At 41.7% G+C, this 14,874-nt stretch carries 16 protein-coding genes; all 16 read left to right on the top strand.

The features are described from left to right. Positions 1–193: 193 nt before the first annotated feature. The 16 genes from OCK74_RS01960 (at position 194) to nuoL (ending at position 14,788) form a co-directional block, all read left to right on the top strand. Positions 194–430, top strand: a complete 237-nt coding sequence (locus OCK74_RS01960) for a hypothetical protein (RefSeq protein WP_279295300.1) — start codon at positions 194–196, stop codon at positions 428–430. Positions 431–436: 6 nt separating this feature from the next. Then, the gene (locus tag OCK74_RS01965) at positions 437–1,363 is read left to right on the top strand and encodes a PstS family phosphate ABC transporter substrate-binding protein (protein WP_279295301.1); all 927 of its coding nucleotides are present in this window, start codon (positions 437–439) and stop codon (positions 1,361–1,363) included. Positions 1,364–1,424: 61 nt separating this feature from the next. Beyond that, on the top strand, positions 1,425–3,128 hold the full coding sequence (locus OCK74_RS01970) for a tetratricopeptide repeat protein (RefSeq protein WP_279295302.1): 1,704 nt from the start codon (positions 1,425–1,427) through the stop codon (positions 3,126–3,128). Between the two features lie 124 nt (positions 3,129–3,252). Next, positions 3,253–3,711 (top strand): NADH-quinone oxidoreductase subunit A, encoded by a 459-nt coding sequence (locus OCK74_RS01975; protein ID WP_279295303.1) that lies wholly within the window; start codon positions 3,253–3,255, stop codon positions 3,709–3,711. 130 nt (positions 3,712–3,841) lie between these two features. Then, positions 3,842–4,426 (top strand): NADH-quinone oxidoreductase subunit B, encoded by a 585-nt coding sequence (locus OCK74_RS01980; protein WP_279295304.1) that lies wholly within the window; start codon positions 3,842–3,844, stop codon positions 4,424–4,426. A gap of 31 nt (positions 4,427–4,457) precedes the next feature. Then, positions 4,458–5,048, top strand: coding sequence for an NADH-quinone oxidoreductase subunit C (locus OCK74_RS01985; RefSeq protein ID WP_279295305.1), 591 nt, complete (start codon positions 4,458–4,460; stop codon positions 5,046–5,048). Positions 5,049–5,072: 24 nt separating this feature from the next. Further along, positions 5,073–6,299, top strand: coding sequence for an NADH-quinone oxidoreductase subunit D (locus OCK74_RS01990; RefSeq protein ID WP_279295306.1), 1,227 nt, complete (start codon positions 5,073–5,075; stop codon positions 6,297–6,299). Between the two features lie 72 nt (positions 6,300–6,371). Then, positions 6,372–6,866, top strand: a complete 495-nt coding sequence (gene nuoE / locus OCK74_RS01995; RefSeq protein WP_279295307.1) for an NADH-quinone oxidoreductase subunit NuoE — start codon at positions 6,372–6,374, stop codon at positions 6,864–6,866. An 82-nt stretch (positions 6,867–6,948) separates the two neighbouring features. Then, on the top strand, positions 6,949–7,386 hold the full coding sequence (locus OCK74_RS02000) for a nuclear transport factor 2 family protein (RefSeq protein ID WP_279295308.1): 438 nt from the start codon (positions 6,949–6,951) through the stop codon (positions 7,384–7,386). A gap of 84 nt (positions 7,387–7,470) precedes the next feature. Beyond that, positions 7,471–8,835 carry an NADH-quinone oxidoreductase subunit NuoF gene (nuoF, locus tag OCK74_RS02005; RefSeq protein ID WP_279295309.1) on the top strand — a complete coding sequence of 455 codons (1,365 nt, stop codon included), beginning with the start codon at positions 7,471–7,473 and terminating at the stop codon, positions 8,833–8,835. Between the two features lie 64 nt (positions 8,836–8,899). Beyond that, a complete protein-coding gene (locus tag OCK74_RS02010; protein ID WP_279295310.1) occupies positions 8,900–10,063 on the top strand; it encodes an NADH-quinone oxidoreductase subunit G in 1,164 nt (387 codons plus the stop codon). Between the two features lie 79 nt (positions 10,064–10,142). Further along, positions 10,143–11,189 carry an NADH-quinone oxidoreductase subunit NuoH gene (nuoH, locus tag OCK74_RS02015; protein WP_279295311.1) on the top strand — a complete coding sequence of 349 codons (1,047 nt, stop codon included), beginning with the start codon at positions 10,143–10,145 and terminating at the stop codon, positions 11,187–11,189. A 124-nt stretch (positions 11,190–11,313) separates the two neighbouring features. Continuing rightward, positions 11,314–11,862: an NADH-quinone oxidoreductase subunit NuoI gene (nuoI, locus tag OCK74_RS02020; RefSeq protein WP_279295312.1), complete on the top strand. Its 549-nt coding sequence runs from the start codon at positions 11,314–11,316 to the stop codon at positions 11,860–11,862. Positions 11,863–11,878: 16 nt separating this feature from the next. Then, positions 11,879–12,373, top strand: a complete 495-nt coding sequence (locus OCK74_RS02025; protein WP_279295313.1) for an NADH-quinone oxidoreductase subunit J family protein — start codon at positions 11,879–11,881, stop codon at positions 12,371–12,373. A 91-nt stretch (positions 12,374–12,464) separates the two neighbouring features. Further along, on the top strand, positions 12,465–12,794 hold the full coding sequence (nuoK, locus tag OCK74_RS02030; RefSeq protein WP_279295314.1) for an NADH-quinone oxidoreductase subunit NuoK: 330 nt from the start codon (positions 12,465–12,467) through the stop codon (positions 12,792–12,794). Positions 12,795–12,916: 122 nt separating this feature from the next. After that, the gene (nuoL, locus tag OCK74_RS02035; RefSeq protein WP_279295315.1) at positions 12,917–14,788 is read left to right on the top strand and encodes an NADH-quinone oxidoreductase subunit L; all 1,872 of its coding nucleotides are present in this window, start codon (positions 12,917–12,919) and stop codon (positions 14,786–14,788) included. Positions 14,789–14,874: the final 86 nt, after the last annotated feature.

Raw genomic sequence — 14,874 nt, forward strand, 5'->3', positions numbered from 1 at the left:
AATATTAATTTATGTACCGTTCAGTTTATTTATTGATGAGGTGTTTGGTAATTTGCAGCTCATTAGTACACTATCCATCATGTTTAGAAAGGATGCGCTTATATAGCTGCAATAAAATCTTTAGGCGAAAAATTGTTATTTTGCTTTTTTTGCCGGAAGAGCGATATTTAAACAGGCAATAGCAAATATTATTATGAATGATTATGAAAATGAAAAAAGAAAGCAGGTTTCGTTGATGCGTTCTATTTTAGATTATGGGATGGGAACAGTATTCTTTTTGATAGGATTGTATTTTATGTTATATGATATTTTAGATATCAATATATTTCCAAGAAAGCCTTCAGCCATGGACAAGCTGATCGGGCTTATATTTATAGCGTACGGAGGTTGGAGAATTTACAGGGGGTATAAGAAGAATTATTTTAGATAAAGAGCCATGAATTTTTTGCAAAAGATAAAATTGGTCTGCTTATTGGCGGCTGTAGTATTTTTCAATTCTAGCTGTGGTGGGTCAGACACATCAAATGAACCAGGTGAAACCTTAGAAGAAGGCACCATCCATGTCAGCGCCGATGAATCATTTCAGCCGGTAATTGACTCGCAAATAAAAGTATTTGAATCATCTTACCCTAATGCTAAAATCATTGTTCATTATAAGCCAGAGGCAGAATGCCTGAAGGATTTTGCTGTAGATAGCATTCGTATGGTCATTGCAACAAGAGGGTACACAGAGGCTGAGGAGAACTTTTTTTCAGACTCCTTAAAGCTGATGCCAAGGAAGATGACCATAGCCTATGATGCCATTTCTGTCATTGTAAACCCTGCTTCTTCTGATTCAATGTTTACTATGGCAGAAATTAAAGATTTGCTAAAAGGTAATCTGAAGAAGAGTTTGGTACCGGTTTTTGATGGAGTGAAGGCTACCAGCACTGTGCGGTTTGTAATCGATTCCGTACTGCGGGGTGATCAGTTGGGTAGTAATGTAGTAGCTGCCCGCAGTAGTGAAGGCGTAATTGATTATGTGTCCAAAAACAAGGATGCTGTGGGTTTTATCGGGGTTAGTTGGATTGGGAATCCCCAGGACTCTTTACAAAGGTCTTTTTTGGAAAAAGTTAAGGTTGCGCATATAGAAAGTACAGACAATCCCGGTGGATATGTTCAGCCCTATCAGGCAAATATCTATGCCCGGCGTTACCCAATGGTACGAGATTTGGTTTATACATTAAAAGAAAGGAATGTAGGCCTGGGTAAAGGATTTGCCAATTTTTTAAGTGGGCAACGAGGACAACTTATTTTTAGAAGAGCTTTCCTGGTACCTGCTAAACTATCATTTAATGTAAGGCCTGCTACTTTGAGAGAATAATCTTAACAATTACAAAGTTTACCTGTTCAAATTTTTTATCATCTTTAAAAGAAAAATCACAATGAAGAAATCAGCAATAGTTTTATTTTTTGCTGCCCTTTTGTCCATTCAGGCATTTGCTCAAAGTGTACAGGATGGTATCAATCACATTTATGCTGAAAGATACCAGAGTGCTAAATCTGTTTTCGAAAAAATGGTTGCTTCCAATCCCAATAACCTAGAGGCTGTTTATTGGCTGGGACGAACTTATCTTGATCAAGATTACGTTTCTGATGCCCGCGGTGTTTATGAAAAGGCTTTAGCTGCTAATGGCAATGCTCCATTGGTTTTAGCAGGTATGGGTCAAGTGGAACTGTCAGAAGGCAAAGCTGCAGAAGCCAGGCAGCGCTTTGAAACTGCTATTACCCAGAGCAAGGGCAAGAAAGGTCAGGATCCTAATGTATTAATTGCAATTGCCCGTGCAAATGTTGATGCATATACAGAAAAAGACAAGCATGGTGACCTGGATTATGCCATTTCAAAACTGAATGATGCGGCAAAAATAGCTCCGACTAATGCTACTATCTATTTGGCGCTTGGCGATGCTTACCGTAAAAAACATAATGGTGGTCAGGCGATTACCAATTATATGAAGGCAACGCAGTTGGATCCAAAGTTTGCTGAGCCATATTACCGCATGGCTACATTATACAAAACACAGCAAAACTGGGATATCGTGACGGAGAATCTGAATAAGGCTCTTGCTGCCGATCCCAAGTTTGCGCCTGCATACCAGGAACTGTATTATTATTACCTGTTATATCAAAAAGATTTTGCCAAGGCAGAAGAGTATGCAAACAAATTTTTTTCCAGCTCAGATCCAAGTGTTGGAAATGATTATATCAAAGCGCAAACAGCTTTTGTTCAAAAGAAATATGATGAAGCTATCAGTGTAGGTAAACAAATTGTATCTACTGCTGGTGAAAAAGTAAACCCCCGTGTTTTCCGTTTGCTTAGCTACAGCTATGTAGAAAAAGGTGATTCTGCAACTGCATGTCAATATATAGGTCAGTTCTTTGCTAAGGCGAAAGAGGAAGATATAGCTGGTAATGATTATATTTTACAGGCAGATGCCTGCGGAAAGGATAATCCAGCTATCGTAAGAGAAAGCTATTACAAGGCTGTTACTATGGATAGTGTACTGGCTAACCAGTTAAAAATTTTAAATGCAGGCATCGAGCGTTTCAAGGCTGCTGGTAAGAAAGCGTATGAAGCTGATCTGAGATTATTGTCTTACCAGTTGAGAGATTCTGCAAAGGCCCAGCCTAACCCAACAGAATTGATCTCTTATATTGCGGTGCCTTATTACCAAGGTGGTGATTACGCGAAAGCCGACAGTATTTCAAAAATGTATATTGGCATTGCTCCGGACAGCATTTACGGACACTTGTGGAGTGCTCGTTCTCTAGCGCAGATGGATACAACGATGGAGCAAGGTTTGGCTATTCCTGCTTATGAGCAACTGTTGAACGTTGCCGCAAAGGATAAAGTAAAGTTTAAGACTTATGGTGTAGAAGCTGCAGGTTATCTTGGCGGTTATCATAACAATGTCAAGAAAGATAAGGATGCTGCGATAACTTACTTTAAAAAAGGATTGGAGTTCGATCCGGAAAATGCAAATCTTCAGAAGTATATTAGTCTTTTGAGTAAACCTGCTGCGCCCGCTAAGAAACCTGATACAAAGAACAAATCAGAGAAAGGGAAGGTGAAGACCACCGGTAAGTAGGTTTAGCCTTAAAAGTCGAAGTTCAAGGTTGTTCATATGCCATTTTGACCAATTTTGAGAAAATATAGAAAAACCCTCCGTTAACGGAGGGTTTTTTGGTGTCATAAAACCGTCAAAATATTAAATGAAAGATTACGAATACTCACTTATTTTTGCATGCGATTTGAACAATATGCTCCATTTTTTACAAGCGAATCTCACGAAGGCCGTTACCGACGTGAATAGTGTTGAAAGTTATTTACCGGTTGGATTACAGCTTCTTTTTGCAGTCGGGCTCATTGGCCTATTGATGGTCGTTACCCACTTACTAGGTCCTAAACGTCACACTTCGGACAAACTGCAAACTTTCACCAGTGGTATAGAAAGTCATGGTGAAGCGCGACAGCCAATGGCAATTAAATATTTCCTAGTAGCCATTCTTTTTGTGTTATTTGATGTTGAAGTGATCTTTTTCTATCCTTATGCGGTGAATTTCAGAGGTTTGGGTTGGAGCGGTTTTTGGGCTGTAGTTATGTTTGTAGGCTTTTTTCTTTGTGGTTTTATCTACATCATAAAGAAAGGCGCCCTGGACTGGGAAGATTAGTGCCCGAGTCCGCCTGAGGCGGAGGAATTGGATGGTTATAGAAAGAAGGTTCTTAATTTATTTATTAACAACAAAAGAAATTACCTGATCAGGAGTTAACGCAATGCTCCTTTAAGGTTTGGAGGTATTTATGGCTCGTCCTGTAGCGTTTAATATAAATCAAAAGCCCCTGGTAGAGGACATCAGTGTCGCAAATATGCCAGAAGGATACCAAGGAGAAGGGTTTTTTGCGGCTAAGCTAAGCGATGTGGTAGGGTTGGCAAGGAAAAACTCCATTTGGCCTTTACCATTTGCTACTTCCTGCTGCGGTATTGAATTCATGGCTACCATGGCCTCTCACTATGATTTAGCCAGGTTTGGTTCTGAGCGTGTGGGCTTTTCGCCGCGCCAGTGCGATCTGCTGATGGTAATGGGGACTATTGCAAAGAAGATGGCACCAGTGGTTCGCCAGGTTTACCTGCAAATGGCAGAACCCCGTTGGGTTATGGCTGTTGGTGCCTGTGCGTGCAGCGGTGGCATATTCGATAGTTATAGTGTGTTGCAGGGTATTGACCAGGTTATACCTGTAGATGTGTATGTGCCCGGCTGTCCACCAAGACCAGAAGCCATTATTGATGGGGTGATGCGTATTCAAGACCTCATTGGAAAAGAAAGTATCCGTCGCAGGAATGGCGAGCAGTACAAGCATTTATTAGAAAGTTACGGAATACAATAACTAGCAAATCAGCTAAGGGAAAAATCAATCCATGTCACTGACAAACGAAATAGTAAAACAGAAGCTGGTAGAAAAGTTCGGAGACCAGGTTACCAATTTTGAAGAACCTTATGGTATGCTCACATTTGAGGTGCCTAAGGAAATGAACCTGAAATTACTGAATTTCTTATATGATGATGAAACGTTGAAATTCAGGTTCTTAACTGACCTGGCAGCTGTACATTACCCTGCTTACAAGGGCCGGGAACTGGCTGTAGTTTATCACCTGCACAACCTGGAAGATAACTTAAGAATTCGTTTTAAAGTGTTTACTGATATCAATCAACCCGATGTTTATACAGCAACGGGGGTATTTTCCACCGCAAACTGGCAGGAGCGTGAGGCGTATGATTTTTACGGGGTTAATTTTGTTGGGCATCCCAACCTGAAACGCATCCAGAATGTAGATGAAATGGACTATTTCCCCCAGCGGAAAGAATTCCCGCTTGAAGATCAAACCCGTATAGATAAGGATGATGAAATGTTTGGCAGGGGCGGAAGTATGGGATTTGGCAACAAGCAAGCTGACGATAAGCATCATACAGAATATCCTAATCTTCCGGAAGGGGGACAGGTTGTATAAAAATATCTTTGGAGAACTAGGTTCATGATAACAGATAAACATATTAGTCTTCCGGAAGGAAGCATTGAAACCACCACTACAAGGCTCAATCTAGGGCCTACCCACCCAGCTACCCACGGTGTGTTTCAAAATATTTTAGAGCTTGATGGTGAGCGGATCGTAAGTGCGGAACAAACAGTAGGTTATATTCACCGTGCTTTTGAAAAAATTGCGGAACGCAAAGCTCTCTACCAAATCACTCCTCTTACAGACCGCCTGAATTACTGCTCTGCGCCCATTAACAATATGGGTTGGCATATGACCTGTGAAAAGCTTTTAGGCATTCATACTCCCAAACGGGTTGACTATTTGCGGGTAATTATTATGGAATTGGCCCGTATAGCCGATCACCTGATTTGTAATTCTATTGTGGGTGTGGATACCGGGGCATATACTGGTTTCTTATATGTAATGCAGTACCGGGAGTTGATCTATGAAATTTGGGAAGAAGTGTGCGGTTCCCGCCTGACTACCAATATTGGAAGAATTGGTGGTTTTGAAAGGGACTTTAACGATATCGCCTTTACCAAACTTGAAAAGTTTTTAAAGGAGTACCCTGGGGTATTAAGAGAATTTGAAAATCTCTTTACCCGCAACCGGATATTCATGGAGCGTACAATTGGTGCTGGTCCGATCAGTGCTGAGCGGGCATTGAACTATGGCTTTACTGGTCCTAATCTTCGTGCTGCCGGTGTTGACTATGATGTGAGGGTTCATACTCCTTACAGTAGTTACCAGGATTTTGACTTCGAGATACCTGTAGGTGCAACCGGTGATTGTTACGACAGATACCTGGTGCGCAACCAGGAAATGTGGCAGTCGCTACGCATCATAGAACAAGCCTACCAAAAGATCCAGGATTTTAAGGGTGAAGAAGCAACCGTGTTTCATGCTGATGTTCCAGAGTATTACCTGCCGGAGAAAAAAGACGTTTATACCAAAATGGAAGCCTTGATCTATCACTTTAAAATAGTGATGGGTGAAACTGATATTCCACCAGGTGAAGTATATCATTCCGTAGAAGGCGGTAATGGTGAATTGGGTTTTTACCTGATCAGCGATGGAGGCAGAAGCCCATACCGTTTGCATTTCCGGCGTCCTTGCTTTATATATTACCAGGCTTTTGAAGAATTGGTAAAAGGCAGTATGCTTAGTGATGCTATTATTGTGATGAGTAGCCTGAATTTGATTGCAGGAGAGATGGACGGTTAGGAAATGAGATGATCCCTTATACGAAACAAGTTGAGATCATTAAAAGAGTTTTCAAATTTTCAAATTGAAAAAGTGAAATTTTCAGAAGAAAAACTAAGTAAAGTACAAGAAATTGTAGCCCGTTACCCGGAGGGAAAGCAAAAGAGTGCTTTGATCCCAGTTTTGCACCTGGCGCAAGAAGAGTGGGGATGGCTTAGCCCGGAAACAATGGATTATGTTGCGGAGCTGCTTCAATTAAAGCCCGTTGAAGTTTATGAAGTAGCTACGTTTTACAGTATGTATCATTTGAAACCTGTTGGTAAATATGTATTTGAAGTTTGCCAAACAGGGCCTTGTATGTTGCGTGGCAGCGATGAAATTATTGCTTATATCAAAGAGAAGCTGAATATAGGGGTGGGGGAGACTACGGCAGACGGGTTGTTTACCCTGAAAACTGTTGAATGCCTGGGTGCCTGTGGCTATGCACCCATGATGCAAATGGGTAAATACTTCAAAGAGCATCTGACGAAAGAAAGAATAGACCAGATCGTTGAGGAGTGCAGGCAGAATGCTGCAGCGAATAACTAGGGTATTGCTGATTTGGAGATTTAGGGATTTGGAGATGGTATGATTCCAAAACTGATAAAAACCACCATTTAATAGATACACTATGAGATCTTTATTGATAGCCGCCTTTTTAATCATTTGCTTCGGAGCATCAGCACAATCAAAAGATGAGGAAGTTTGGAAAAGGGTAGAAGCATTAAGCAATGCTGTTTTTGCTACAAAAGACAGTAACTCCCTGAATGACCTGGTAAGTGACAGGGTTACCTATGGGCATTCCGGTGGTAACCTGGAGAAAAAGCAAGAAATGGTTCATAATGCAGCTGTTAGCAAGACAACTTATAAAAACAGTGAATTTGAAAGGTTAAGCATTGATGTAGATAAAAAGACGGCAATCGTACGTCATAATTTTCGTGCGATCAGTGTAGATGAAAAAGGTGTGGAAACCCCGCTAAATCTCGGCATATTACAAGTTTGGAAAAAAGAAAACGGTAAATGGCGGATATGGGCAAGACAGGCTGTGAAGATTGCGCCAAAGAGCTAAAAATATATAATAACAAAATAAATATTTAACTATTAGATTCTTTGTGAGTTTAATCGTTAAAACTTCTCTTTAGAGATAGTATATATGGGTCGAAAATTATTACTAGATAAAGCACATATTGAAGGTATCCGCTATTATGATACTTACCGGAAAAATGGCGGATATGCTGCTGTGGAGAAGGCATTTAAAATGTCGCCTGCAGACATTGTGGAAGAAGTCAAGAAAAGTGGTTTGCGCGGTCGCGGTGGAGCTGGTTTTCCTACCGGTTTAAAGTGGAGTTTTTTGGCCAAACCTGAAGGGGTGCCCCGTTACCTGGTTTGCAATGCCGATGAGTCGGAGCCAGGAACTTTCAAGGACCGTTACCTCATGGAGTTCATCCCACACCTGCTTATTGAAGGACTCATCATTTCTTCTTACGCTTTGGGTTCGCACAGGACCTATATTTATATAAGAGGTGAGTATGCTTGGATAGTAGACATTTTAGAGCAAGCCATTGCAGAAGCCAACCAGGCTGGCTGGCTGGGTAAAAACATTTTGAACAGCGGCTTTGATTGCCAGATCTACGTACAACGTGGTGCCGGGGCTTATATCTGCGGTGAAGAAACTGCACTGATAGAGAGCCTGGAAGGAAAGAGAGGTAACCCACGGATCAAACCTCCATTCCCGGCTGTAAAAGGTTTGTGGGACAGTCCCACCGTTGTCAATAATGTTGAAACCCTTGCAGCAGTAGTGCCGATCATGAATATTGGGGCTGAAGAGTATTCTAAAATTGGTATAGGCAAGTCGACCGGAACCAAGCTGATCTCTGCCTGTGGCAACCTGAATAAACCTGGTGTTTACGAGATCGATATGACCATTTCTGTAGAAGAATTTATTTTCAGTGATGAATATTGTGGTGGTATTGCCAATGGTAAGCGCTTGAAGGCCTGTATTCCGGGCGGATCTTCCGTTCCGATCTTACCGGCTAATTTGCTGTTGAAAACGGCAAAGGGAGAAACAAGGATGATGAACTATGAAAGCCTGGCCGACGGCGGCTTTGCCACGGGGACTATGATGGGCTCTGGCGGTTTTATTGTCCTGGACGAGGATCAGTGTGTTGTGCGTCATACTTTCTCATTAGCAAGGTTTTACCGTCATGAAAGTTGTGGACAGTGTTCACCCTGCCGTGAAGGAACCGGCTGGATGGAAAAGATCCTGAACAACATTGAAAATGGTAAGGGTAAGATGAGCGATATTGATCTGCTGTGGGATATACAGCGGAAAATAGAAGGCAATACTATTTGTCCGTTGGGAGATGCTGCAGCCTGGCCGGTAGCCGCTGCTATCCGTCATTTCCGCGATGAATTCGAGTGGCATGTTACACATCCGGATGAAGCACAGATCAGGAATTTCGGATTGGCTCATTATGCAGATCCTATCAAACCTGCTGAAGCAATTGCAGGTATATGATCAATGTTCTAGCAATAAAGAAATAATATGAAAATCAAATCCGCGGTTTAAGCGGATCAGGGATATGGAACAAAAATTATTGAAAGTAACCATAGACAATATCACTGTTGAAGTAGAGCCAGGCACTACCATATTAATGGCTGCCCGCAAGATCGGTGGTGATGTTGTGCCGCCAGCCATGTGCTTTTATAGCAAGTTGCAGGGCAGTGGCGGAAAGTGTCGTACCTGTCTTGTAAAGGTAGCTGCAGGTTCTGCTGCTGATCCAAGGCCAATGCCAAAACTTGTGGCTTCCTGCCGTACCGCTGTGATGGATGGAATGGTAGTAGAGAATATAACAAACCCTGCTGTTTTGGAAGCCCGCAAGGGGGTCGTGGAATTTCTGCTGATCAATCACCCGTTGGATTGCCCTGTTTGCGATCAGGCCGGTGAATGTGACTTGCAGGACCTGAGCTATGAACATGGTTCGGAGGTTACCCGTTATGAGTTTAAGCGCAGGACTTTCCAGCGTATTGACATAGGTCCTTATATCCAGCTACACATGACGCGCTGCATATTGTGTTACCGTTGTGTTTATACAGCCGACCAGGTTGCAGGCAATAGGGAACACGGTGTTATGGACAGAGGAGATCATGCACAAATAGCCACTTACATTCAGAAAGCCCTGGGCAATGAATTTATTGGAAACGTCATTGATGTATGCCCTGTTGGTGCTTTGACTGACCGTACTTTCCGGTTTAAAAACAGGGTATGGTTTACAAAACCTGTAGATGCTCATCGTGACTGCCCTACTTGTAAGGGGAAAGTTAGATTATGGATGAGGGGGGATGATGTGCTGAGGGTAACTGCCCGCAAGGATCAATGGGGTGAAGTAGAAGACTGGATCTGTAATGAATGCCGCTTTGAAAAAAAGAAAGTAAGTGATTGGGTAATTGAGGGCCCCACGAGACTGGACAGGCATTCTGTGATCAATGCCGGCCATTATGTGAATGTTGTGAAGCCGAAAGAAACTTTCACATCTGTCATGGACGGCAGACAGCCGAAGTTGTTGATGGATATTCATTCAATAAGTGATGTGAATACTGTTGACCTGAACGAAATTCAAGGTCCGGCAACTGGCCAGACTTTTAATGGCAATCAAATGGCTGTAGGGCATAATCCTACTGATTTGAAAGCAGGAAAGGGAGCCAATCCGAAAGGAACGGATTCTACAAATCCTGAAACACCTTGAATTTAAAGCCATTTCATATAAAAGTGTTCATTACTAGACATTATCAAAAATAAATCCTCTTAGAGGATGGGGGTTAATTATGTACCTGTTGCAATTTGACTGGTTTATTGTCCTTGAAAAATTCATACTTATTGCCGCTATCGTAACGATAGCCCTGGTAGTAGCAATGTACAGTACTTATGCAGAAAGGAAGATCGCTGCATTTTTACAGGATCGTCGCGGGCCAAACAGGGCCGGGCCTTTCGGTTTGCTCCAACCAATGGCTGATGGATTAAAGTTATTTATGAAGGAAGAGATCATTCCTTTAGCTTCGTCCAAATTCCTCTTTATTCTTGGGCCAATGCTGGCAATGATCACTGCAACCATGACCAGCGCAGTGATTCCATGGGGAACAACTATTGAGATTGCCGGTCGCCAGGTGCCATTGCAGATTGCAGATATCAATATTGGAATTCTTTATGTATTTGGCGTGGTAAGCCTTGGTGTGTATGGAATTATGATAGGAGGATGGGCATCGAACAACAAGTTTTCATTAATTGCCGCAATCAGGGGCGCCTCACAGATGATCTCATATGAACTGGCAATGGGTCTTGCTCTTATTGCAGTGCTGATGATTTCAGGTTCTTTGCGATTGAGTGTTATTGTTCAAGAGCAAATACAACATGGCTGGAACATTATATACCAACCGCTGGGTTTTTTAATCTTCTTTATCTGCGCTTTGGCAGAATGTAACAGAACTCCTTTTGATTTGCCGGAAGCAGAAAATGAACTGAATTTTGGTTATCACCAGGAATACTCATCCATGAAATTGGGCTTTTACCTGTTTGCTGAATACATCAATATGTTTATCAGCAGTGTGATTATGGCTACACTTTTCTTTGGAGGATATGATATTCCTTTTGTGAATGAAGGTGCCTGGGGTAATGCATGGTGGGTAGGCGTTGTTGGATTTGGCGTTTTGATGTTGAAGGCTGTCCTGTTTATTTTCCTTTTTATGTGGATTCGCTGGACTATTCCCCGTTTCCGTTACGATCAATTGATGAATCTTGGATGGAAAAAGTTGTTGCCTTTGGCACTGGCGAATATGCTGCTTACTGCAGTTGTAGTTTTGCTTTTGAATCGATAAAACTGAAGCCCAGCCTATTTTACTGCTTAGTAATAAAGTTGGCTATTGCTAGAAACAATATAATTTTGCGAACCTTTTAATTAAAACCGGCAGCTCGTGGCAAATAGCTAAAAGCTGTATCTATATGCAAGCATTAACAAAAAGATCAAAACAGGTAGATCGCAGGCCAATGACGGCCATGGAGAAAATGTATCTTCCTTCGATCATTAAAGGAATGGGCATTACATTCAGTCACCTGTTTAAAAAGAAACCAACGATCAATTATCCTGAGCAACAGCGTCCATTTTCGGCTGTTTTCAGGGGCGTACAAATTTTAAACCGTGATGAAGAAGGCCGTGAACGTTGTACTGCCTGTGGCCTTTGTGCCGTAGCCTGCCCAGCTGAAGCAATCACCATGGAAGCCGCCGAGCGTCAGCCTGGTGAAGAGAATTTGTACAGGGAGGAGAAATACGCAGCTAAATATGAAATCAACATGCTGCGCTGTATTTTCTGTGGCTTTTGTGAAGAAGCCTGTCCAAAGGACGCCATTTATTTAACTCAAACCTTTACACCAGCGAATTATGGCAGGGAAGGGTTTATTTATAAAAAAGAGGATTTGTTAATACCTAACCCTGTAACACAACCTGAAGAATACGCCAAGGCGAAAGGTACAATTGGCAAGGACATTAAATAAAAGAACTAACCGCATAATGAGCATCACTCAAATACTATTCTGGACTCTTTCTATTGTCGCGCTTTTCAGTGCGCTGATGATGATCACCAGTAAAAATCCTGTTTACAGTGTTTTATGGCTGATCGTTACATTCTTCTGCATTTCTGGTCATTACATTTTATTGAACGCGCAATTCCTGGCCATTGTAAATATTATTGTTTACGCTGGTGCTATCATGGTATTGTTCCTGTTTGTGATCATGTTGATGAATCTAGGCAAGGATACGGAACCACAAAAAAGCAAATGGTTAAAACTTGCAAGTGCCGTGTCCGGCGGCTGCCTGCTTTTGGTACTGATTGCTGTTTTGCGCAAGACAGAAACACATATGGCTGACTTGACTTCCGGTGAAATAGGGTTAATACAGAACCTGGGTAAGGTCTTGTTCAACCAATATGTAGTGCCTTTTGAAATCAGCAGTATTTTGTTTTTAAGTGCGATGGTAGGGGCTGTGGTAATTGGTAAGAAAGAATGATAGGAATGACGAATAGAGAGATGGCAGATGTCAGAAGTAGTCGCCATTTTATTGTAGGTAGCATTGATTAAAGGTTCTTTTATATTATACAATGGATATTAAATATTACATATTTCTATCGATCGCATTATTTGTAATTGGTATCGTGGGGGTGTTGACCCGCAGGAATACCATTATCATTTTTATGTGTATCGAGCTGATGCTGAATGCGGTTAACCTTTTACTGGTGTCATTTTCCAAAATGCATCATATAGCAAATGTTGCAAAGGATCCATTAGCCGGGAGCGACGGTCAATTATTTGTATTCTTCATCATGGTGGTAGCGGCGGCTGAGGTTAGTGTTGGGCTTGCGATTATCGTTATGATGTTTAGAAATACGCATTCAATTGACGTTAATTTCCTGAACAGGTTAAAGCACTAAGCTGTTATCCGCCAGGGGCGGAACATATGAGTTCATAAAATAGAAAATAGTTTACTTAACAAGAACACACTTCCAGTTACCTGGAGTGTTAATAAACTTTCCGCCTAAATCGGATTGGGAGTATGAATAAATTGATTGCACTAATTCCACTGCTACCTTTTATTGGCTTTTTAATCAATGGCCTTGGAAGGAAGTATTTATCAAAGGGTCTGATTGGCATCATTGGATGCGGTACCGTCCTGGTATCTTTTATTATTAGCCTGATGATCTTTTTTAATGGGAGTTATTCCACTACGCCTATTCATTATTTTAACTTCATTCAAGCCGGCACTTTAAAAATTCCTTTTGCATTCCAAATTGACCAGCTTTCCACATTGTTCCTGCTGATCATTACGGGAGTAGGTTTTCTTATCCATGTATATTCTACCTCTTACATGCATGAAGAAAAAAGAGAACATTTCGGAAGGTATTTTTCCTATCTGAACCTCTTTGTGTTCTCAATGCTGCTCCTGGTTATGGGTGCAAACTATGTAATCATGTTCATCGGCTGGGAAGGCGTGGGATTGTGCTCTTACTTATTAATTGGCTATTGGTTTAAGAATACGAATTACAATAATGCGGCAAACAAAGCCTTTATCATGAACCGGATTGGTGACTTGGGCTTTTTGTTGGCTGTGTTCTGGTTATTTGCAAAATTGGGAACTGCTAATTATACAGAAGTGTTTGCCAACGTAGGAAAGCTTTCATCTTCAGATATCATTGGAATCACAATTTTGTTGTTTGTTGGTGCCACTGGTAAGAGTGCCCAGATTCCATTGTATACCTGGTTGCCAGACGCCATGGCCGGCCCGACACCAGTTTCTGCATTAATTCATGCGGCAACAATGGTAACAGCAGGTATTTACATGATCGCCCGCAGTAACGCTTTGTATTCAGCTGCACCCCTGACGCAAAATATTGTTGCCATCATTGGCGCGGCTACTGCATTATTGGCAGCAACCATTGCTCTGAAACAGAATGATATTAAGAAAGTGCTGGCTTATTCAACAGTCAGCCAGCTTGGATACATGTTCCTGGCTTTAGGAACCGGAGCTTATGTTGCCGCGGTTTTCCATGTGATGACCCATGCCTTCTTTAAAGCCTTGTTGTTTCTAGGTTCTGGTAGTGTGATACATGCAATGAGCGGAGAACAAGATATCCGTTTTATGGGCGGGTTGAAGAATAAGTTGAAAATTACTTACTGGACTTTCCTGATTGGTTGCATCGCTATTGCTGGTATTCCTCCTTTCTCTGGTTTCTTTTCAAAAGATGCGATCTTATTAAGTGCGTTCGAACACAATAAATTCTTATATGCTATTGGGTTGATTACAGCGGCGTTAACGGCATTTTATATGTTCCGTCTGCTGTTTATCACATTTTATGGTGGTTTCCGGGGAGATGAAGAACAGCGGCACCATGTTCATGAAAGCCCTGCAGCAATGACCGTTCCCCTGGTTATTCTGGCGGTGTTTTCTATTATCGGCGGATTTGTAGGAGTGCCTGAAGTATTTACACATGGAGGAGAAAAGTTGGCTGCATTCCTTTCACCTGTCGTTCCATCAGCAACTCACCATATTGAACATTCCACCGAAATACTGTTGATGAGCCTGACAACAGGTATCGCTATCATCGCTATATTAATTGCGTGGATGCGTTACAGAACCTACAAGGAAGAAAAATATACAGCATTTGGAAAGGTGCTGGAAAACAAATGGTACGTTGATGAATTGTATGATACCTTAGTCTCGAAGCCAATAAATAAGTTGGGTGGTATTGCCAACAACTATTTTGAAAAACTTGGCATTGATGCATTGGTAAATGGAGTAGGGAAGTTGGTTACTTACGGAGGCCGCCAGTTGCGTTGGCTACAAAGCGGACTGGTAGGTAATTATTTATTGTTGATGGTATTGAGCATGCTACTGTTTTTTGTACTGGAATTTTTTCTGAAGAGGTAATCTGAACCTGAATAGGAGTGACTAGATAATAGCTTATAAAAAACGAAGAGGTATTCAAAATCGATATCGTACTTCGTAAATCGAAC

The sequence above is a fragment of the Paraflavisolibacter caeni genome, assembly GCF_025628885.1.
Taxonomy (GTDB): Bacteria; Bacteroidota; Bacteroidia; order Chitinophagales; family Chitinophagaceae; genus Flavisolibacter; species Flavisolibacter caeni.